Here is a 19,190-nt window from a genome sequence, read left to right as displayed (position 1 = left end):
CGCCCTCGACGCCGCCGCGTGGCTACGGTGCCAGGATGACCTCTGACACCGCGAAGGCGCAGCACGAGCCCACTCGGCTGCGTCGCGCCATCACCGGCCCCCTCCTGTTCGCTTTCATCCTCGGCGACGTGCTCGGCGCCGGCATCTACGCGCTCATGGGCGTGCTCTCCGAGAAGGTCGGCGGGATGCTGTGGGCTCCGCTCCTGCTCGCGCTGCTGCTGGCCCTGCTCACCGCCGGCTCGTACGCCGAGCTGGTCACGAAGTACCCCAGGGCGGGCGGCGCCTCCGTGTTCGCCGAGCGCGCCTTCCACAGCCCGGTGGTGTCGTTCCTCGTGGGATTCAGCATGCTCGCCGCCGGAGTCACGAGTGCCGCCGGTCTCGCGATCGCGTTCGCCGGCGACTATCTGGGCACGTTCTTCGACCTCCCGACGATCCCGGTCGCGATCGTGTTCCTCGCGATCGTCGCCGCACTGAACGCCCGCGGCATCCGGGAGTCGCTCGGCGCGAACCTCGTGATGACCGCGATCGAGCTGAGCGGTCTCGTCATCGTCATCGTGGTGGTGGGGATCTTCGTCGGCGGCGGCGGTGGCGACACCTCGCGGCTCACCCAGGCGCCCGAGGGCACCCCGGTCGCGATGGCCGTCCTGGCCGGCGCCGTCATCGCGTACTACTCCTTCGTCGGCTTCGAGACCTCCGCCAACATGATCGAGGAGGTCAAGGACCCGCGGCGCACGTATCCGCGCGCCCTGTTCGGTGCGCTGTTCACCGCCGGAGCCGTGTATGTGCTCGTCGGCATCGCGAGCTCCGTCGCCCTTCCGGCATCCGAGCTGCAGGAGTCCAGCGGACCGCTGCTCTCGGTGGTCGAGGCCGCCGGCGCGAGCATCCCCTCCTGGCTGTTCAGCCTGATCGCGCTCATCGCGGTCGCCAACGGCGCCCTCCTCACGATGATCATGGTGAGCCGGCTCACCTACGGGATGGCGGAGCAGAACCTGCTGCCGTCGGCGCTGGGGCGAGTACTCCCGAAGCGCAAGACCCCGTGGGTCGCGATCCTCACCACGACCCTTGTCGCCATGGGCCTCACCCTGGTCGGCGACCTGGCGACCCTCGCCGAGACCGTGGTGCTGCTCCTGCTGATCGTCTTCCTGAGCGTCAACGTGTCGGTCCTGGTCCTGCGGCGCGACCACGTCGAGCACGACCACTTCCGCATCTGGACCGTGATCCCGGTGCTCGGGATCGCCTCCTGCATCCTGCTCCTCACCCAGCAGCGGCCCGTCGTCTGGCTGTTCGGGGCGATCCTGCTGGCGGTGGGCGCCGTGCTCTACCTGCTGGCACGGTGGGGCAGGAAGCGGAGCGAGGGCACCCGTGCCGCACACACGACCGAAGACCCTACGTCCGAGACTCCGAAGGAGAACCATGAGCACGCCTGACCAGAACCCCGCCGATGACGCGATGACCAGCGAAGAGAAGCGTCACGATCAGCTGACCGCGGCACCGGATGCCACCGAGGCCGACGCCGCGCCGCGCATCGAGGTCTCGGAGCACGACGGCAACACGCGGATCGACATCGCGCCGGATGCTCCGGTGCGCCCGGGACCAGGACCCGGCGTCGAGACCGATGACGAGGACGACGCGCAGTAGCCCCTGACCGCCGGGAGGCAGCAGGCGCTTACAGCCAGCCCTTGCGCCGGAAGACCCAGTACAGCCCGAACCCCATGGCGATCATCAGTCCGAGGGCCATCGGGTAGCCGAGCACCCAGTGCAGCTCGGGCATGTGGTCGAAGTTCATGCCGTACACCGTGCCGACCAGCGTCGGGGCGAAGAGGATCGCCGCCCACCCGGAGATCTTCTTCACCTCGTCGTTCTGGCGGATGCTGAGCTCGGTCATCCGCCGCATCTCCTCGTTCTGGCGTCGGGCCACGATCGTCGATTCGACGGTCAGCGCGTTGTCGAGCACCGTGCGGAAGGTGTTGGCGCGCTCAGAGACGCGCAGCGTGTGGTCGAGGACGTCGCGCAGGTACCGCTGCAGCTCTTCGTCGACCTCGTACTTGGTCGAGCCGCGCAGCAGCGCGTCGAGCATGCCGGCGAGGGGCTGCACCGCTCGCTGGAAGTCGATCACCTCGCGTCCCAGCTCGTAGATGCGCTGCGTGGCGTCGACCTCGTCCTCGAACAGCTGGCTCTCGATCTCGTCGATGTCGTTCTCGAGACCTGCGAGAACAGGCGCGTACTCGTCGACGACCTCGTCGAGAATCGCGTAGAGGACGGCTTCGGGCCCGAGCTTCAGCAGGGCAGGGTCGCCCTCGAGCCGGCGGCGCACACGACCGAGATCGGGCGATTCCGCATGGCGGATGGTGACGACGAAGTCCGGTCCGACGAGCACATGGATCTCCCCGAACTCGACCTCCTCCGCCGCGTCGAGGTACCGAGCGGAGCGCAGCACCATGAAGAGCACGTCGCCGTAGCGCTCGAGCTTCGAACGCTGATGCCCGGAGAGCGCGTCCTCGACGACGAGGGCGTGGATGCCGAACTCCTCGGCGACCTCGCGGATCTCGGCCTCGCTCGGCCGGTACAGGCCGATCCAGCTCATCCCGCCGCGGTCACGCAGCGCCTCGAAGGTCTCGCTCAGGCTCCGCGGATTCTCCGTGCGGATGCCGTCGACGTAGATCGCGTTGTCGATGATCGCCATCGGCTCCCCTTCGGGCGGTCGGGCCGCGACGCTCCCCCGGCGGTCAGCCGGCAGGAGGTGCGACGCAGGCGATCGCCGAGTCGGTGATGCTCTTGTGGTACTGCTCGGCGGTGAACGGCAGACCGAAGTCGGGAGCCGTCTCGCCGGACGCGGCAGGTGCCTTGGAGGCGATCGCCGCGAGCTCCCACGAGAGGTACGCCGCGGTCGACCCGCCGGTGGTGGAGTCGTTCAGCGACACCGCCACCGTGAATCCGGTCTCGGGGTCGGAGAAGGCGGCGGTCTGATACCCGGGCGTCCACCCGAACTGCCCGACCATCGACCCGACGAGCAGGCCGCCGCCGGTCGCCTGGTACCACGAGGGCGCCTTGTCGCTCACCGGCAGAGGCGCTCCGAAGCGGTCAGGCTCCTTCTCGGTGCGGAGTGCCTGCTTCGCCTCGGCCTGCGCATAGCGACCCAGGTCGGCGATCGTGGAGACGACGCCCGAATCGGTGTATCCCGTGCTCGACGAGAGGGTCGTGATGTCGACGGGAGCGGCGCAGTTGTAGCCGCCCTCGACCGCCGACAGGTAGTGGCCGTTCATGACCGGACCGGAGCTGGCGGGCTTGGCCGCCGCCGTGCCCGGAAGCGACGTGTGCTCGAGACCGAGGGGCTCGGTCACGTACTGGGCGATGAGCTCGGATGCCGTGAGGCCCGACGCCCGCTCGAGGGCGAGGCCGAGGATCAGGTACCCGGAATCGGAGTTGCGGTAGGTCGTGTGCGGCGTTCCGCGGCTCGCACCCAGGCCGTACGACGCGAGTTCGAGAGGCGCCCACACCCGCTCGGGGGTGTTCAGCCACGCCGACTTCGCGGTCCCCTCGGAGGAGCCGGCACCGCTCGTGCCGTTGCACAGGTCGAGCAGCGTGATGTCCTTCATGTCGGCGACACCCGAGACGTATTCGGGCACCGGGGCGTCGAGCTCGACGATGCCGTCGTCGGCGAGGCCGTACAGCACGTCGCACGTCATCAGCCGCGTGACGTCGGCGACGCGGAAGGCCATGTCGGTGCTGATCTCCGCCCCTGCGCCGGGATCCTGCGTGCCGATGCCGGTCACCCAGCTGCCGCTCCACGGCACCCAGACGCCCACCACGGCGCCCGTGGCACCGGATGCGGTCAGCGCGTTGGTGACGGCCGCCTCCATCGCGGCGACCGTGTCGTCGGGCAGGGCGCCGTCGACCTGTGCGGGCGGCTCATAGGTGAAGTCGGGCTCAGCGGTGCATCCGGTGAGGAAGAGTCCGAGCACGGCGACGCCGGCCGCTGCTGCGCGGAACCTGCGCGACGAGAGAAGCTGCATGAAAGGGAACCCCCGGAAGACGTGTCTCCCGAGTCTAGAACGCGGATCCTGAAAGACCGCATCGCGTGGGCCCGTTTAGGGTGATGGGCATGCCCCACATCTTCGATGCCGACGTCGTCTCCGCCATCCTCAGCCACATGAACGGCGACCACACCGACGACAACCTCCTCATCGCCCGCGCCTTCTCACCCGAGGACAGCGGCGAGATCACCGGCGCGGTGATGACCGGTCTCGACGGCGAGGGCGGCACCTGGGAGGTCACCCGCGGGGACGAGACCTCGGAACTGCGCGTCGCCTGGCCCTCCGGCTCGATCAGCGAGCGGCCCGCCGTCCGGCGCGAAGTCGTGGCGCTGTACGACCTCGCCTGTGAGCGACTGGGCGTGGAGCCGCGCCCGCACGCCTGAACGGCGCCGAACCGAGGGTTTCATTTCAGGTTAGGCAACCCTTACACTGGGCACATGTCCGAGATCCTCTCCTTCTCCGCAGCCCTCCGTGAGCGCTCCTCCGGATCGCACTCCCGCAGTGAGGGCGCGGGCTTCATGTCCGACCTGCTCAAGGGCGAGGGGTCACGAGAGGACTACATCGCCCTCGTCGCACAGCACTACTTCATCTACGAAGCGCTCGAAGGGGCAGGCGAGCGGATGCGCCACGACCCCGTGGCATCCGTCTTCATCAGCGACAAGCTCACCCGCCTTCCCGCTCTCGAGGCGGACCTCGAATTCCTCGTCGGGCCGGACTGGCGGGAGCAGATCGTCGCCCTGCCGACCACGCAGCGCTACGTCGAGCGCATCCGCCAGGTCGGTGCCACCTGGGCGGGCGGATTCGTCGCCCACCACTACACCCGCTACCTGGGCGACCTGTCCGGCGGCATCTTCATCGGCCGCGTGATGGCCCGCCGCTTCGGCTTCGAGACCAACGGCATCGGCTTCTACCTGTTCGACGACATCGCCGATCCCTCCGCATTCAAGGACGTCTATCGCGAGCAGTTGGATGCCGCACCCTGGGACGACGCCGAGCGGGAGCGTGTGATCGACGAGGTGCTGCTCGCCTACCGCTTCAACACCGAGTTGTTCGAAGACCTCGACCGCGCGCGCATCGCCGCCTGACGACGAGCGGGCTCAGCCCTTGCCGACTTCGGGGGTGGATGCCGCGAGCCACGCATCGCGCATGAAGCGTCGCACGTCCTCGTCGACGCGGATGTCGCTCGGGCGCAGCGGCCTCGACAGGTAGAGACCGTCGAGCGAGGTGAGGCGCGAGAGCGCGACGTAGGTCTGCCCCGGGGCGAAGGCTCCCGAGCCGAGATCGATGATCGCGCGGTCGTAGGTCTTGCCCTGCGACTTGTGGATCGTGACGGCCCAGGCCAGGCGCAGCGGGAACTGCGTGAACTCGGCGACCACGTCGCGGGTCAGCTTCTTCGTGCTGGGCTCGTACGAGTACCGGAACCGTTCCCAGACCGCCGGTTCGACGTCGACCTCCTCGCCGTCGATCTCGACGCGCACGGTCTCGCCGAGGATGCGGACCACGGTGCCGATCGTGCCGTTCACCCACCGGGGCGGCTCCCCCGACATCGACGTGTCGTTGCGCAGGAACATCACCTGGGCGCCGATCTTGAGCTTCAGCTCTGATTCGGCGGGAAGCGACGCCTCACCGCGGCCGAACTCCCCGCTCACCTCGGCGCGCGCGGTCTGCTCCTTGCCCGGCAGAGCTGCGAGGTGCCGGCTGTTGATGCTGTTGACGATGTCGTTGCGCGTGGCGAGGGTGATCATCGGCACCTCGCCGGGCTCGGGATCGGGGGGCGTCCGCGCGCCCTGTGTGTTGAGGACGCCGGCGATCTCGGCGGTGACCCGCCCGTACCGCACCGCGTTCAGCATCGCCTTGAACCCGTCGTCGGACTGCCGGTGGATCTGCACGAGCTCGCGCACGTGGAGCTCGGCACGGGTGTCGACGGCGAACAGCCCACCGTCCTCGTCCTCCGCCTCTCCCCCGGCGGATCCTGCCCACACCTTCGCGTCGAAGAACCAGAACGATCGGTAGTGGTCCTTCACGTACCGCAGCTCGTCACCGCGCGGCGGTACAGGTGCCAGCTGGTACGGATCGCCGAACATGACGATCTGCACTCCGCCGAACGGGATGCCCCGCTTGCCCCGCGCCTGGCGCAGAGAGCGGTCGATCGCATCCATCAGGTCAGCGTTGACCATGGAGATCTCATCGATCACCAGCGTCTCGATCGCGTTGAGGATGCGGCGGGTGTTGTCGTTCTGGTCGATGTCCGAATCGCCGATCAGGCCGATCGGCAGGCGGAACAGCGAATGGATCGTCTGACCCTCGACGTTCAGCGCGGCGACGCCGGTCGGTGCGCAGATCGCGATCTGCTTCTTCGTGTTCCATGAGAAGTACTGCAGCAGCGTCGACTTGCCCGTGCCCGCGCGCCCGGTGATGAAGACGTGCTCGCTGGTGTCCTCGATCAGCCGGAACAGCTCTTGCTGCTCTTCGGACAGGGCGGGAAGCGACACGGTTCTCTCACACGGGGCGACGGCGGGGTGCGCGCGGAACACGCGCTCCCCCATGCTACGGGGCACTGCTCGGCATCCCCTCAGGACGCACTCCTAGACTTGCGCCATGCAGCAGGTCGAGACGAAGGCGCCCCGGCGCTCGCGCCTCATCGCCGACCTCGCGATGCTCGCGGTCGTCGGCCTCGTCCTGGTGGCCGCCCTCGCCGCAGGCGGCGTCACGCTGTACCGGCAGTTCTACGGCCCCTCCGCATTCGTCGTCCGCTACCTCGACCTGCTCTCCGAGGGGCGCGCGGCCGACGCCCTGCAGGTGCCTGGCGTCGCGATCGACCGCGAGACGCTCGAGGTCGCAGGCATCGGCGCCACCGCATCCGAGGCCCTGCTGCGCACCACGGCGCTCTCGCCGCTCACCGATGTCGAGGTCGTCTCCGAGAAGCCCGACGGCGACAAGACGGCCGTCACCGTCTCCTACAAGGCCGCGGGCCACGCGGGCACCACGACCTTCACCGTCGAACAGGACGGCTGGGCCGGCGTCACCCCGAACTGGCGCTTCACGACCAGCCCGCTCGCGGTGGTCGAGCTCACCCTGCGCGGCGCCGACCAGTTCGCTGTCAACGGCTTCGAGATGGACCGCCGCCAGGTGTCGTCTGCGGGTGCGGAGGCTGCTCCGCTCGATCCCCTGCCGATGCTGGTGTTCACCCCCGGCCTCTATTCCGTGACCGTCGACACCCCGATCTCGACCTCGGAGGGAGCCGGCGTCCTCGCCGACACTCCTCTCGCCACCACACCGGTCGATGTGCAGACCGAGCCCACCGCGGACTTCGTCGAGGTCGTGCAGCAGCGGGTCGAGGAGTTCCTCACCGAATGCACGACGCAGGAGGTCCTGCAGCCGACCGCCTGCCCGTTCGGGCTCGAGGTGTACAACCGCCTCGCATCGCTGCCGAAGTGGTCGATCGCCACGCAGCCGCAGGTGAGCGTCGTGCCGGACGGCGGGCAATGGAAGATCCCACCGACGGATGCCGTCGCGCACGTCGAGGTCGAGATCCAATCGCTCTTCGACGGTTCCGTGGAGCCCGTGTCCGAGGATGTCGAGTTCCAGGTGAACGGGTCTATCACGATCCTCCCCGACGGCAAGGTGTCGATCCGCGTCGGATCCCCGGACGACGAGCCGACCGGCTAGGTCCGCTCGCTCTCGGGTCCGGTCGGCGCGTTCTCGGGCTCGGTCAGCGCGCTTCAGGCCGATCAGCGCGCTTGGCGCTCGGCCTGACGGCGATCCCGCTCGGCGAGGGCCGCGAGCTGGGCGTTGTACTCCTCCAGCTCGGCCTCCCCGGTGCGGTCCGCGTGCCGGTCGCGTCGCTTCTGCAGCTTCGTGTCGCTGCGGCTCCACTGGATCGCGACCGTGATCGCCAGGATCAGAGTCGGGATCTCGCCGATCGACCAGGCGATGCCACCCCCGATGTACTGGTCATCGATCGGCGTCGGCCCCCAGGTGCGACCCATCGAGCCGAACCAGTCGGCCACCATGAGGCCCTCCTGCATCATGATCGCGATGCCGAAGAACGCGTGCATGGCCATGATGGCGATCAGGGTGATGAGCCGACCGGGGTACGGCAGCCGGTACGGTACGGGGTCGGCACCGACCAGGCTCATCACGAACAGGTAGCCCGAGATCAGGAAGTGCGCGACCATCCACTCGTGACCCAGGTGCTCGTACATCGACCAGCGCACCAGGTCGGTGAAGTAGAAGGCCCACAGCGACAGGATGAAGATGCCGGCCGCGACGAACGGATGTGTGACGACCCGCGAGAACGGCGAGTGCACGGCCCAGAGGATCCACTCGCGACCACCGCGTGTGCCGTCGTCGCGCTTGTGGACCGCGCGGAGCGCCAGCGTGATCGGCGCGCCGGAGACGAGCAGCAGCGGGATCGCCATCGACAGCATCATGTGCCCGAGCATGTGCACGCTGAAGAGGTACTCCTGATACGCGTTGATCGGGCCACCCGTGACCCAGATCAGCAGCAGCAGGCCCAGCACCCAGAAGACCGTGCGATGGATCGGCCAGCGGTCGCCGCGCTGGCGCAGCCGACGGACACCGGCGAGGTAGAGGAAGAGTCCGAAGCCGGCCGCCACGAGCCAGAGCACGTCGATGTCCCAGGCCGTGAACCAGCGGTCGATCGTGAACTCGGGAGGCAGCGGCGAGCGGGTGAGGTTCTCGGCCGGCGTCTGCACGAAGGCGTTCTCCTCGCCGGTGGGCGGCGGGGTGCGCGCCAGCGCTGCGGCGGCGCCCGAGGCGAGGCCCATCAGCGCGAGTTCACCGAGCACCAGCATCCAGAACCAGCGCGCCGCCCCTGAGCCTTCCAGCCGAGGGATCAGGCGGATGCGGTACCAGGCGCCGAGCATGCCGAGAGCGATCAGCAGCACGACCTTCGCGAGGAGGATGGTGCCGTACGGCGTCCACAGCTGGGAGATGTCGCCGAGCGCCACGACGGAACGCGCGACACCCGAGACGGCCACGACGGCGAACGCCGCGATCGCCAGGCTCGAGTATCGGCTCACGAGGTTCGCGGTGCCGATGCCGGAACGGCCCCGCAGGATCACGACGACCAGGAGGCCGCCGAGCCAGACCGATGCGCCGATCGTGTGGAGCAGGATCGAGTTCACGGCCGTGTTGTGTCCGGCCAGCTCGCCGGAGTGCCCCTGCGTGGCGAGCGGCAGGAATGAGATCGCGGCGAGGATGGCCGTGATGAGCGTGGGCGTCCAGGTGCGCCAGGCGAACGCGAGCACCGTGACGACGGCGCCGATGATCGTCGTGATCAGCCAGGACTGACCCAGAGGCAGTTCGAGCAGGAAGCGTCCGAGCTGCTCCCCGAACTCGCGTTCCGCGCTGAGCTGCGGGTTGAAGGCCGCCATGAACGTGAAGAACCCGCTGATCCCGGCAGAGACCGTGAACACGGCGGCACCCGCGGAGGCCGTGTTCAGGGCGATGTCGAACGACTTCTCCTCACTGCGCAGCGCGAACAGCGCGAGCACGAGCGAGCCGAGCATCGCCGCCGAGGCGATGTTCATCACGAGCTTGACGATCGGGGTCGCCCACCGCACGAAGGGACCGGGGTCCTGCAGCAGCAGCGGTGCCGCGCCTCCGCCGATCAGGAGCGCGATCAGCACGCCGATCAGGCCCGCCGCGAGCAGGATGCCGACGCCGCCCGCGCGATACGCGGAGGCTGTCGGATTCTGCACGGTGCGGACACTCACCCCTCAAGCCTAAGCGGCTGTGGCGGAGCGGGAGCACGAAGGCCGCCCCCGACGGATCGGGAGCGGCCTTCGAAGAGGTGCGGTCTTACTTGACGGCAGCCTTGAGCTTGGAACCAGCGGTCACCTTGACGCGGTGGCCGGCCGGGATCTTGATCTCGGCGCCGGTCTGCGGGTTGCGGCCCGTGCGAGCTGCGGTCGCGACCTGCTCGAACGAGATCCAGCCCGGGATCGAGACCTTGCTGCCCTTGGCAACAGCGTCGGAGACCGAGGAGAACAGCGCGTCGAGGACACCCGAGACGGTGGCCTGGCTCTGGCCGGTGGCAGAAGCGATGCTCGCGACGAGCTCGGTCTTGGTGATGGACTTGTCAGCCATGTCATCCTCCAGCGACGAGGTTCCCGTCGCATCGTTGGTGATTCCGGGGGGCGACTGCCCTCCGTTGGTCGAGTGACCGCCTTGAATGTATCAACCAGCGCCCACATTTCCGCGTCATTTCGCGGGTTTTGGACTATTCAGCGGCGTGTCGTGGGTCAGAAGTGACGAATGTGACTCGTGAGGCGGTCGCTTGACACGTGCTGGCGGTGCGTCGACCCGCTGGCTGCGAAGGAGATCGCGCGCAACGAAGGACTGATTCCGGCATCCGGTCCTTCGTTGGGGACGATCTCCTTCACAGGAAGCGCTGCAGGTCAGCCCGCGGCGGTCACCGCTGCGCGGTCGAGCCGGAGTCAGAGCGGGCGATGGGCCGCGACCACCGAGCGGGCGGTGCGCTCGAACGCCGGCGTGACCCGCTCGTCTCCGTCGAGGTACCCGCCGACGAGCGCAGCGTCGCGCAGCAGCACGAGGGATGCCGCGACATCGGCGGCACTCTCGAGTCCGGCCTGCTCGGCCACGGCCTGCAGGGTCGAGCGGAACCACTCCCGGTGTTCGTCGATGAGTCGCCGGACAGCGCCGTCGGCATCCGGGTACTCGGCCGCCGCGTTGATGAACGGGCAGCCGCGCGTGTGCCGGAGACGGATGTCGGCGGCGATGCCCTCGATCACGGCGTCGACGAGCTGGTCCGGATCCGTGACCGCTTCTCCGGCTTCAGCGAACATCGCGCGCAGCATCTCGTCTTCGTTGCGCAGATACGCGAGGACGAGATTCTCCTTGCCGCCGAACTGGTTGTAGAGCGTCGCCCTGGTCACCGCGGCCTCGTCGATGATGCGATCGACGCCGACCGCGTGGATCCCCTCCTCGTAGAAGAGCCTGGTGGCGGTGTCGATCAGCCGCGCGCGGGCTGCGCTGGGCCGCTTCGGAGCCGTCGTCGGAGCTGAGGTGGGAGTCGTTGTCTTCATGGTGATCCCTCTCATCGTGTCATCCGATTCGGGTTTTCGGGAATAGGTTGCACTAGATAGAACGATCGGTCTACTATCAGCGTATCGCATCCGCACACGGCGGGGCGAAGACAGGAGAAGAAACCATGAACAGCACCGACAAGACCCCGATCGTCCTGATCCACGGACTCTGGATGACACCGAAGAGCTGGAACACGTGGGCCGAGCGGTTCCGCGCTCAGGGCCACGAGGTGATCATCCCGGGGTGGCCAGGGATCGATGACCGCTCGGTCGAGGACATCCGCCGCGACCCGTCGGCTCTCAAGGGCATCGGGCTCGAGGAGATCGCCGACAACTACGAGCGCATCATCCGCGCGCTCCCCGTCAAGCCCATCATCATGGGGCACTCCTTCGGCGGCGTCCTCACTCAGATGCTCGCCGACCGCGGCCTCGGCGCCGCCTACGTGGGCGTGGCCCCGGGACAGACCGCCGGCGTGACCGCGCTGCCCCTCTCGACCCTGTGGACCGGAACCCCGATCCTCTCGAACCCCTTCGGCATCAACGGAGCCAAGCCGCTCTCAAAGCGCCACTTCCACTTCACGTTCGGCAACGATCTGTCGCGCAGGGCATCCGACGCGCTGTGGGAGGAGTACGCGGTGAACTCGTACAACAGGGTCTTCTTCGAAGGCGTGACCTCGGTGCTCAACGAGAAGGGCGGAGTCACGCATGTCGACTACGCACGCGCCGACCGCGCACCGCTGCTCGTCATCACCGGCGAGATCGACCACGTGGTGCCGCCGGCCATCGGTCGCGCGATCGTCAAGAAGTACCGCTCCAGCGGCAGCCCCGCCATCGTCGACTACAAGGAGTATGCGGGACGCACCCATCGCCTCGTCAGCCAGGACGGCTGGGAGGAGATCGCCGACTACGCGCTCACCTGGGCGGTGGCGCACGCGACAGCATCCGTCGCGTGATGCCTGGCGCTGTGGCGCCCTTGTCTGCCCTGCCCCTCGCTGGCCCCAATCACGCGCGTCCCGCCGCGAGATGTAAGCGCTGAGCGATGGCGGCCAAGATCCTGTTCTGCACCGCCGGCCACTGGTTCATGAGCTGGTCATAACTGACCCGCATCACGTGATACCCGCGCAACGCCAGCTCCGCGTCATGCGCGATGTCGCTCGATCGCTGGGGTCCGACGTGATGACGGCCGTCGATCTGTATGACGAGCCGGTCTCCGATCAGGAAGTCGACGCGATGACCGAACACCCAGACCTGCGGGGTGATCGGCACATCGAGCCACCGGAGTCTCGTGCGCAAGATCGTCTCGGTTCCGGCATCCGCGAACGGTCGCGCGTCGTCCAGAAGTCTCCGGGCCGCCGGCGGCAGCGGAGCTCTCGAGAGCACATCCACGTCGACGAGGTGCTTCCTGATCGCCGACTCCCACGTGGCGAGGGCGTCCTCGTGCGGCTGGCAACGAGCGACGAGGACGAGTGCGTTCTCAACGGAATCCTCGAGTTGATCGGGATCCCTCGGGAAGGTGGGGATGCTCCAGTGCACCACGCCGCGAACACTGTTCGCGTGACCCGAATTCGCCGGTGCCGCCACGTGCGGTTCTCCGGCTGACGTCACCCACAGCGCCTTCCGCTTCGCCAGCGTGACGCAACTGAGCACGACTCCGCGCTTGGCGGCTGCGATGAGCATGGGGTCGGCATCGCGGAGGGCGACCCATCCTCTGCATACCGACATGACCGCGCCGCTGCGGACGGCTCGCTTCACGGCGTACTCCGTCACGCCCGATCGGCGCAGCGCACGAATGCGCGCGATCCCCTGTCCCGCGGCCAAAGATCCTTCGACATCCATCCGTCGATGATGCCCAGAGCACGGCATCCGCCGCATGCTTCTCCACGCTCGATTCCACCGGGAGGGGGGAAGAGCCACTTCGCACCGCATGTGCAGGAAAACCCGTCAGGAGGAGAACTCCTCATCGGGCGGAGGATTCGGCCCGAAGTATCCGCCCCACACGGAGAAGTCCGCCCTACGAGGGGAAAGGGGCGGGCCGAAGGGGGAGGGCCGAAGGGGGAGGGCCGAAGGGGGAGGGCCGAAGGGGGAGGGCCGAAGGGGAAGGAGAACCTGCCGGGAGGAGAACTCCTCATCGGGCGGAGGATTCGGCCCGATGAATCCGCCCCACACGGAGAAGTCCGCCCTACGAGGCGGCAGGACTGACGAGAAAAGGGGCGAGGATCCGAAGATCCTCGCCCCTGCTTGTCTGCTGAGACTTACCAGCTCGACTTGGTGACACCGGGCAGCTCGCCACGGTGTGCCATGTCACGGAAGCGGACACGCGAGATGCCGAACTTCGTGAGGACACCGCGGGGGCGGCCGTCGATGACGTCGCGCGAACGCACGCGAGCCGGCGAGGCGTTGCGCGGCAGCTTCTGCAGGCCGACGCGTGCGGCCTCGCGGGCCTCGTCGGTGGCGTTCGGATCGACCAGGGTCTTCTTCAGCTCGGCGCGACGCTCTGCGTAACGCTCGACGATGACCTTGCGCTGCTCGTTGCGAGCGATCTTGCTCTTCTTAGCCATTGATCAACGCTCCTCTCGGAATTCGACGTGCTGACGGATGACCGGGTCGTACTTCTTCAGCACGAGGCGGTCAGGGGTGTTGCGGCGGTTCTTCTTCGTCACGTACGTGTAACCCGTACCTGCCGTCGAGCGCAGCTTGATGATCGGACGTACGTCCTGAGCCTTCTTGGCCATTAGAGCTTCACACCCTTCGCCTGAAGGTCCTTGACCACGTTCTCGATGCCGCGGACGTCGATCACCTTGATGCCCTTGGCGGACACGTTGAGCGTGATCTTACGACCGAGCGAAGCGACGAAATAGGTCTTCTTCTGCACGTTCGGGTCGAAGCGGCGCTTCGTCCGGCGGTGCGAGTGCGAGACGTTGTGACCGAAGCCGGGAACAGCTCCGGTCACCTGGCACACTGCTGCCATGATGGTGACTCCTTCTATACCGTGAGGCCGGACGGCCCCACCCAAGATCCCTTGTCTGCGCGCCACCCCACATCGCCGATCTCTCGGCCGAAGAAAGGGAAGCACGCGAACTACGCACAGGAGTGTGCGCAGACAAAGAGTCAGTTTAGCACGGCAGGAACTCAGCCCCTGTCGTCGCCTGCCTCGCGGATGCTGAGGGACGCCGCGTGAGCCCCTCTCCCCCATCGGAACGGCGAGACCGTCGGGTCACCGGCGATCCAGAAGCGCCACGGAAACGCCGCCGTGCCTGCGATGCCGGCCACACCGACACGAGGCCCCGTCGCGACGTCGTGCACCGGGTCGTCGCGCAGCCACAGCTCGGCGCGGGCCCCCTCGTGCTCGGCACCGGTGATCGCGTCGATGCCGTCGTGGATCGGATGCCGCAGCCCCGCCGCCTGTCCGAATCGCCCCGGCCCCCTCGCGAGGTCCCGCAGCGCCGGGGCGGTGAGGGGAAGCGCCGCGCGGCGGCGCACCGCGGCGGCATCCGCTCCCGCCACCACCTCGCCCGCACGCAGCAGGATTCCGCCGGCCTGACCCTCGGGGCCGGAGACGACATTGACGCACGAGTGGATGCCGTGGCTCAGGTACACGTAGAGGTGCCCTGCCTCGCCCCACATCGTCGCGTTGCGGGCAGTGCGTCCCATGCGGGCGTGCGACCCGGGATCGGCTTCGGGCCCGGTGCCCTGACCGTGATACGCCTCGACCTCGGTCAGTCGCAGCCGGACCTCGGATCCTGCGACGACCGTGCGCAGCTCCGCCCCGAGCAGCAGCGGGGCGACATGCACCGGCAGCCCGCTCAGCTCGGCGCGGGTCGCTCGGTGCAGGGCATCCGTCGGCATGGGCTCAGAACTTGGGGGCCATCTGGCACCACGATGCGTCGAAACCCGTCAGCGCGACGATCTCGTCGCCGGTGCGCAGGTCGAGCAGGTGCGTCTCGAGGTTCTCGGGCAGGGGCAGCAGCATCTGGTCGTACGGATTCTCGGCGAGGTTCGGCGCGATCACGACCGCGGCGTACTGCCCGCTGGGCGATGCGCACGCCTGCAGGATCGAACCGGTCGAGTCGACCTCGGCCAGCGGCGTCGCCTTCCCGTCGTCGTCGACGCGCACGATCGCCTGGCCGCTCGGCACGCCGCTGTCATCCCGCGCCACGACGTGGCGCAGAGTGCCGCCGGGGAACGGCGTGATCGTGATCGCGGTGCCGTAGTCGGGGTCGGAGGCCTCCAGCGGCACCTCGGTGCCGTCGGCGAGGTTCAGCTCGGCGACCGCGCCGTCCAGCCGCTCGACGATGGCCGTGTACGTGCCGCGCGAGATCCCCTGGATGGTCGTGGCCAGCCCGAGGGACTGCACACCGGCATCCGTCGAGCGGTCGATCAGCGACAGCGCGCCGTCGAAGTCGATGAACAGCACCGCGGCGCTGTCCGGCACGAACTGCCACACGAAGACGTTGGCCTCCTTGTCGCCGACCTCGGTCACGACCGGTTCGTCGTCGCCGCTCAGCGACTGGGTGACGAGCACGCTCGCCCGCCCCTCGGTGTCGCTGAGCTCCTTGTCGGAGTAGCTGTATCCCACCAGCCCCCCGCGGTCGGAGACCTGGATGTCGCGGACATCGCCCACGCCCGGGAGCGGCAGCTCGCGCTGCTTCTTGCCCTCGCGGTCCATCACGAGCAGCTGGGAGCCGTCGTCCCCCTCGACGGACACGACGAGCTGCGACGACGTCGCGCGGAAGTCGTTGATCTTGTCGGCGGCGAACACCGTGACAGCCTTCTCCCCGGTCAGATCGGTACGGAAGATCTTGTCGTCGCCGTCCGCGTCACGGCGCAGCAGGAACATGGTCGAGGCGGGCGTCGTGAAGGTCGTGGTCAGCGTCGCGCTCGGCCCGCCGCCCGCGCCCACCGCGTCGGCGACGCTCACGGTGTAGTCGGTGTCGTCGTCGAGCGGCACGGTGAAGCGGATGCCGACGCCGCGACCCGCGGCGTCGAGCGTGAACGGCACGGCCGGCTCGACCGTCACCTGGGACTCGTCGATCGCGGCCAGGGACTGATTGGCGGTGAGGATGACCCGGCTGCCGGACGCCTCGATCGCCTCGGCGGGATCCACCTGCACCTGCGTGATGCGCGGCCCCTGGGTCAGACTGACCACGCCGAGACCAGCACCGACCAGGACCAGGATGCCGAGCACGGCCCCCAGCGCCAGCAGGAACCGGCGGTCGCGTGGAGCAGCGGGCTCCGCGTCCCTCGGCGCCTCGGCCTGCTTCTGCGGCTGGGGTGCTTTCGCGGACTTGGGCTGCTTCTCGGGCTTGGGCTGCTTCTCGGCCTTCGGCTTCCTCTCGGCCTTCGGCTTCCTCTCGGCCTTCGGCTCCACCGGCGCGGGGGGTGCATAGTCGGTCGCGGAGTGAGCCGCGAACGTCGTCGTGGATTCCGCGTCAGGCGCGACGAAGGTCGAACGCGTCGGCCGCTCACCGCCTGTCGGGCGAGCGGCGGGCGAGACCACAGGTGTGTCCGTCCCAGGAGGCGTTCCGTGTCGCTCGGCTTCGCCGCCCTCGTCCGGCGAGTCGGAGGAGGGCTCCCCCTCGCCGCCATCGCTCAGCGCCGGAGGCAGGTTTACCTCGGCGGCAGCTGGCGCTGCTGCTGCCGCTTCCGCCTCGCGGGCTGCCCGCAACTCGGCGCGCGTCCGCGGAACCTCGGGGCGCTCGTCGTCAGTACTCATACGGATCCCGGGGTTCGTCGATCGCAGTCACCGTCGTCGGTTCGACGTGCAGCGAGCCGTCGGCATCCGCCTTGACGGTGCCCTCGACCTCGACCCATTGACCGGTGTCGAACTCTCCGGCGTCGATCGTCACGGGCAGCGTCGCCGGTTGCGCGTCGATCACGCAGTGCGTGATGACGAGGCGCGTGAGGTTCACGCCGTCGGCGTCCGTCGGGGTGACGAAGCCGGTCAGCGTCACGGTCTTGCCGTCGTAGGCTGCGGTGTTCGTGGCGGTGGCGAACACGCTGGCCCAGTCGCCGACTCCGAACGTCGCCGTGTCGGCCACTCCGAGGGTCACATCGTCGGCGCCCGCGAACAGGGCCGTCTGCTCGCCCACGCGCGACATGGCGAGATCGACCGAGAGCGAGGCCGGCGGCAGTACGAGGGCGGCGATCACGACACCGGATGCCACCACTCCACCGGTCACCGTGCCGGCCAGGGCGAGGCTCCGACGGGGTCTGGCGACGGCATCCGCATCCGAATCGGCGGATGCGCCGGATGCCGTCGATCCCCCGTGGTCGTGGCCATGATCGTGCCCGTGGTCGCCCTCTTCGCCGAGCGGCAGCGTGCACGACCAGATCGCGCCGGCCAGCGTCACGACGGCGGCAGCGCACGCGAACCACACCGACTCGGGGCTGATGTAGAGGTTCAGTCGTCCGGTCAGACCGAGGCCGAGCGTGACGACCGAGATCACCGTGGCGAGGCCGATGCCCAGCCAGCGGGTGCCCAGTGCGCGGGCGCGAGACGGAGCATGCTCGATGTGCTCAGACAAAGACGTTCACCCCGATCCCGATCGCGAAGGCCGCGAACACGACCACGCCGACGATACCGGCGAGCGTGCGGGTGGTGAAGGTCGTGCGCATCAGCGCGAGCATCTTCACGTCGACGAGCGGGCCGACGAGCAGGAAGGCCACGAGAGCACCGGACGAGAACGTCGAGGCGAAAGAGAGAGCGAAGAAGGCGTCGACGTTCGAGCAGATGGCGACGGTCATCGCGAGCGCCATCATCGCGAGGATCGACAGCACCGGGTTCGAGCCGATCGCCAGCAGAACGTCGCGCGGGACCAGCACCTGCACGGCTCCGGCGAGCGCCGATCCGATCACGAGTGCGGGCATCACCGCACGCAGCTCGACCAAGAACTGCGTGAGGCTGCGGCGGACAGGGGTGCCGTGCTCGTGGGTGACGCGGTCGCACGTGTCGATGAAGCGCTGGGTGAGCAGCGAGTCCGGCGAGGGGTGGCGGCTGTAGATCCAGCCGATCAGGTTCGCGATCAGGTATCCGCCGATGAGACGGGCGACCAGGATGCCGTCATCGAAGCCGAACGCCGCGTGGGTGGTGAGGATCACGATCGGGTTCACGATCGGGGCCGCGATCAGGAAGGTCAGCGCCTCAGCCGGGGCCAGCCCCCGCATCATGAGTCCGCGAGCGAAGGGCACGTTGCCGCACTCGCACACCGGGATCAGCATCCCGAGCAGCGACAGCACGGCACGACGCGCCCAGGCGCGCTTCGGCAGCCAGCGGTGGATGACGTCGGCCGGCAGCCACACCTGCACGACGATCGAGAGCAGCACGCCGAGGATCACGAACGGCAGCGCCTCGATGAGCACGCTGAGGGCGAGGGTCAGTCCGTCCTGAGCCCTGCTCGGCAGGCTTGCGGTGAAGAGCGAGGGAAGGAACCGGTCGACGAGGAACAGTGCGGCCACGATCGCCGCGCCGAGACCGACCCCGATCCACGGCGACCGCGGCGCTCGGGTCGGCCGATGCGTGTGCGGCCGGGTGGCGGTCTGAGCGCTCACGCGTTCGCTGCCTCTTCGGCGTCGCGCTTGTTGGTGCAGGAGGCGCACAGGCCGAAGATGTCGACGACGTGAGCGGCATCCGTGAATCCGTGCAGAGCCGCGGTGCGGTGCGCCCACTGCTCGACGTCGGTCGCCTCGATCTCGACGGTGAGCCCGCAGTTGCGGCAGATCAGGTGGTGGTGGTGGCCCTGGGTCGTGCACGCGCGGTACAGCGCCTCGCCCTCGGGGCTCTGCAGCGAGTCGGCGTCACCGGCGGCGGCGAGTCCGGCCAGTGCCCGGTACACCGTGGCGAGGCCGATCCCGGTGTTGTCGTCGCGCAGCGAGGCATGCAGATTCTGCGCACTGACGAACCCTCGCGCGTCGGCGAGGGCTTCGCGCACGCGGTCGCGCTGCCAGGTGTTCCGCTGAGCCATACCCACGATTCTAGGCGCGCCGCCCTTGCCGGGCCCTGGGAGCCGTCCTTCCGCGGAGGACTCATTACGCGACGCGTTCTGAGCCCACCGCCCGGACCGGTATGGTTGCCGCATCCGAGACG

Annotated in this window: 21 protein-coding genes; 6 read left to right on the top strand and 15 right to left on the bottom strand. The window is 68.5% G+C overall.

The genetic code is table 11. The features are described from left to right. Positions 1-35: 35 nt before the first annotated feature. Both BLW44_RS02545 and BLW44_RS02540 read left to right on the top strand, forming a co-directional pair. A complete protein-coding gene (locus BLW44_RS02545) occupies positions 36-1,427 on the top strand; it encodes an APC family permease (protein ID WP_060927128.1) in 1,392 nt (463 codons plus the stop codon). Beyond that, a complete protein-coding gene (locus BLW44_RS02540; RefSeq protein WP_060927127.1) occupies positions 1,414-1,638 on the top strand; it encodes a hypothetical protein in 225 nt (74 codons plus the stop codon). Before BLW44_RS02545 ends, BLW44_RS02540 begins: the two co-directional genes overlap by 14 nt. A 28-nt stretch (positions 1,639-1,666) precedes the next feature. On the opposite strand, the gene corA is transcribed toward BLW44_RS02540, so the two are convergent. Further along, positions 1,667-2,683 carry a magnesium/cobalt transporter CorA gene (gene corA / locus BLW44_RS02535; RefSeq protein ID WP_060927126.1) on the bottom strand — a complete coding sequence of 339 codons (1,017 nt, stop codon included), beginning with the start codon at positions 2,681-2,683 and terminating at the stop codon, positions 1,667-1,669. 43 nt (positions 2,684-2,726) lie between these two features. Beyond that, positions 2,727-4,013, bottom strand: coding sequence for a serine hydrolase domain-containing protein (locus BLW44_RS02530; RefSeq protein ID WP_060927125.1), 1,287 nt, complete (start codon positions 4,011-4,013; stop codon positions 2,727-2,729). Between the two features lie 89 nt (positions 4,014-4,102). On the opposite strand from BLW44_RS02530, the gene BLW44_RS02525 reads away from it, so the two are divergent. Together BLW44_RS02525 and BLW44_RS02520 are read left to right on the top strand one after the other, a co-directional pair. Beyond that, positions 4,103-4,417: a DUF2470 domain-containing protein gene (locus BLW44_RS02525; RefSeq protein ID WP_060927157.1), complete on the top strand. Its 315-nt coding sequence runs from the start codon at positions 4,103-4,105 to the stop codon at positions 4,415-4,417. A gap of 54 nt (positions 4,418-4,471) precedes the next feature. Next, positions 4,472-5,119: a biliverdin-producing heme oxygenase gene (locus tag BLW44_RS02520; protein WP_060927124.1), complete on the top strand. Its 648-nt coding sequence runs from the start codon at positions 4,472-4,474 to the stop codon at positions 5,117-5,119. A gap of 12 nt (positions 5,120-5,131) precedes the next feature. Here the strand turns inward: BLW44_RS02520 and BLW44_RS02515 are convergent, their stop codons facing one another. Then, positions 5,132-6,526, bottom strand: coding sequence for an ATP-dependent DNA helicase (locus BLW44_RS02515; protein WP_060927123.1), 1,395 nt, complete (start codon positions 6,524-6,526; stop codon positions 5,132-5,134). A gap of 106 nt (positions 6,527-6,632) precedes the next feature. Between BLW44_RS02515 and BLW44_RS02510 the strand changes: the two genes are divergently transcribed. Next, the gene (locus BLW44_RS02510; protein ID WP_060927122.1) at positions 6,633-7,703 is read left to right on the top strand and encodes a hypothetical protein; all 1,071 of its coding nucleotides are present in this window, start codon (positions 6,633-6,635) and stop codon (positions 7,701-7,703) included. Between the two features lie 62 nt (positions 7,704-7,765). Here BLW44_RS02510 and BLW44_RS02505 read toward each other — a convergent pair whose 3' ends face one another. The 3 genes from BLW44_RS02505 to BLW44_RS02495 form a co-directional block, all read right to left on the bottom strand. Beyond that, complete coding sequence (locus BLW44_RS02505) at positions 7,766-9,775, bottom strand: bifunctional copper resistance protein CopD/cytochrome c oxidase assembly protein (protein WP_245647413.1); 2,010 nt, start codon at positions 9,773-9,775, stop codon at positions 7,766-7,768. Between the two features lie 85 nt (positions 9,776-9,860). After that, positions 9,861-10,148, bottom strand: a complete 288-nt coding sequence (locus tag BLW44_RS02500; RefSeq protein ID WP_042541574.1) for an HU family DNA-binding protein — start codon at positions 10,146-10,148, stop codon at positions 9,861-9,863. Between the two features lie 350 nt (positions 10,149-10,498). Beyond that, positions 10,499-11,107 carry a TetR/AcrR family transcriptional regulator gene (locus BLW44_RS02495; RefSeq protein ID WP_060927155.1) on the bottom strand — a complete coding sequence of 203 codons (609 nt, stop codon included), beginning with the start codon at positions 11,105-11,107 and terminating at the stop codon, positions 10,499-10,501. 125 nt (positions 11,108-11,232) lie between these two features. On the opposite strand from BLW44_RS02495, the gene BLW44_RS02490 reads away from it, so the two are divergent. After that, positions 11,233-12,060, top strand: coding sequence for an alpha/beta hydrolase (locus BLW44_RS02490; RefSeq protein WP_060927121.1), 828 nt, complete (start codon positions 11,233-11,235; stop codon positions 12,058-12,060). Between the two features lie 49 nt (positions 12,061-12,109). On the opposite strand, the gene BLW44_RS02485 is transcribed toward BLW44_RS02490, so the two are convergent. From BLW44_RS02485 to BLW44_RS02445, 9 genes are all read right to left on the bottom strand, one after another. Beyond that, entirely contained in the window at positions 12,110-12,943 is an 834-nt protein-coding gene (locus BLW44_RS02485; RefSeq protein WP_060927120.1) for an endonuclease domain-containing protein, read from the bottom strand. A gap of 416 nt (positions 12,944-13,359) precedes the next feature. Further along, positions 13,360-13,665, bottom strand: coding sequence for a 30S ribosomal protein S14 (gene rpsN / locus BLW44_RS02480; protein ID WP_017829734.1), 306 nt, complete (start codon positions 13,663-13,665; stop codon positions 13,360-13,362). A gap of 3 nt (positions 13,666-13,668) precedes the next feature. Continuing rightward, complete coding sequence (gene rpmG, locus BLW44_RS02475) at positions 13,669-13,839, bottom strand: 50S ribosomal protein L33 (protein ID WP_017203558.1); 171 nt, start codon at positions 13,837-13,839, stop codon at positions 13,669-13,671. After that, the gene (rpmB, locus tag BLW44_RS02470; protein WP_042540533.1) at positions 13,839-14,075 is read right to left on the bottom strand and encodes a 50S ribosomal protein L28; all 237 of its coding nucleotides are present in this window, start codon (positions 14,073-14,075) and stop codon (positions 13,839-13,841) included. The genes rpmG and rpmB overlap by 1 nt, the downstream gene beginning before the upstream one ends. A gap of 161 nt (positions 14,076-14,236) precedes the next feature. Beyond that, positions 14,237-14,953: a DNA-3-methyladenine glycosylase gene (locus BLW44_RS02465; RefSeq protein ID WP_060927119.1), complete on the bottom strand. Its 717-nt coding sequence runs from the start codon at positions 14,951-14,953 to the stop codon at positions 14,237-14,239. Positions 14,954-14,957: 4 nt separating this feature from the next. After that, positions 14,958-16,820, bottom strand: coding sequence for a hypothetical protein (locus BLW44_RS02460; RefSeq protein WP_060927118.1), 1,863 nt, complete (start codon positions 16,818-16,820; stop codon positions 14,958-14,960). Continuing rightward, on the bottom strand, positions 16,810-17,631 hold the full coding sequence (locus tag BLW44_RS02455; RefSeq protein WP_245647412.1) for a TIGR03943 family putative permease subunit: 822 nt from the start codon (positions 17,629-17,631) through the stop codon (positions 16,810-16,812). The genes BLW44_RS02460 and BLW44_RS02455 overlap by 11 nt, the downstream gene beginning before the upstream one ends. After that, positions 17,624-18,655: a permease gene (locus BLW44_RS02450; RefSeq protein WP_060927117.1), complete on the bottom strand. Its 1,032-nt coding sequence runs from the start codon at positions 18,653-18,655 to the stop codon at positions 17,624-17,626. The genes BLW44_RS02455 and BLW44_RS02450 overlap by 8 nt, the downstream gene beginning before the upstream one ends. Further along, positions 18,652-19,068 (bottom strand): Fur family transcriptional regulator, encoded by a 417-nt coding sequence (locus BLW44_RS02445; RefSeq protein WP_042540517.1) that lies wholly within the window; start codon positions 19,066-19,068, stop codon positions 18,652-18,654. The genes BLW44_RS02450 and BLW44_RS02445 overlap by 4 nt, the downstream gene beginning before the upstream one ends. Positions 19,069-19,190 lie beyond the last annotated feature (122 nt).

Source organism: Microbacterium hydrocarbonoxydans, from assembly GCF_900105205.1.
Classification (GTDB): domain Bacteria; phylum Actinomycetota; class Actinomycetes; order Actinomycetales; family Microbacteriaceae; genus Microbacterium; species Microbacterium hydrocarbonoxydans.
Note: the sequence above shows the minus strand (reverse complement) of the source record. Positions and strands in the feature narration are given on the sequence as shown.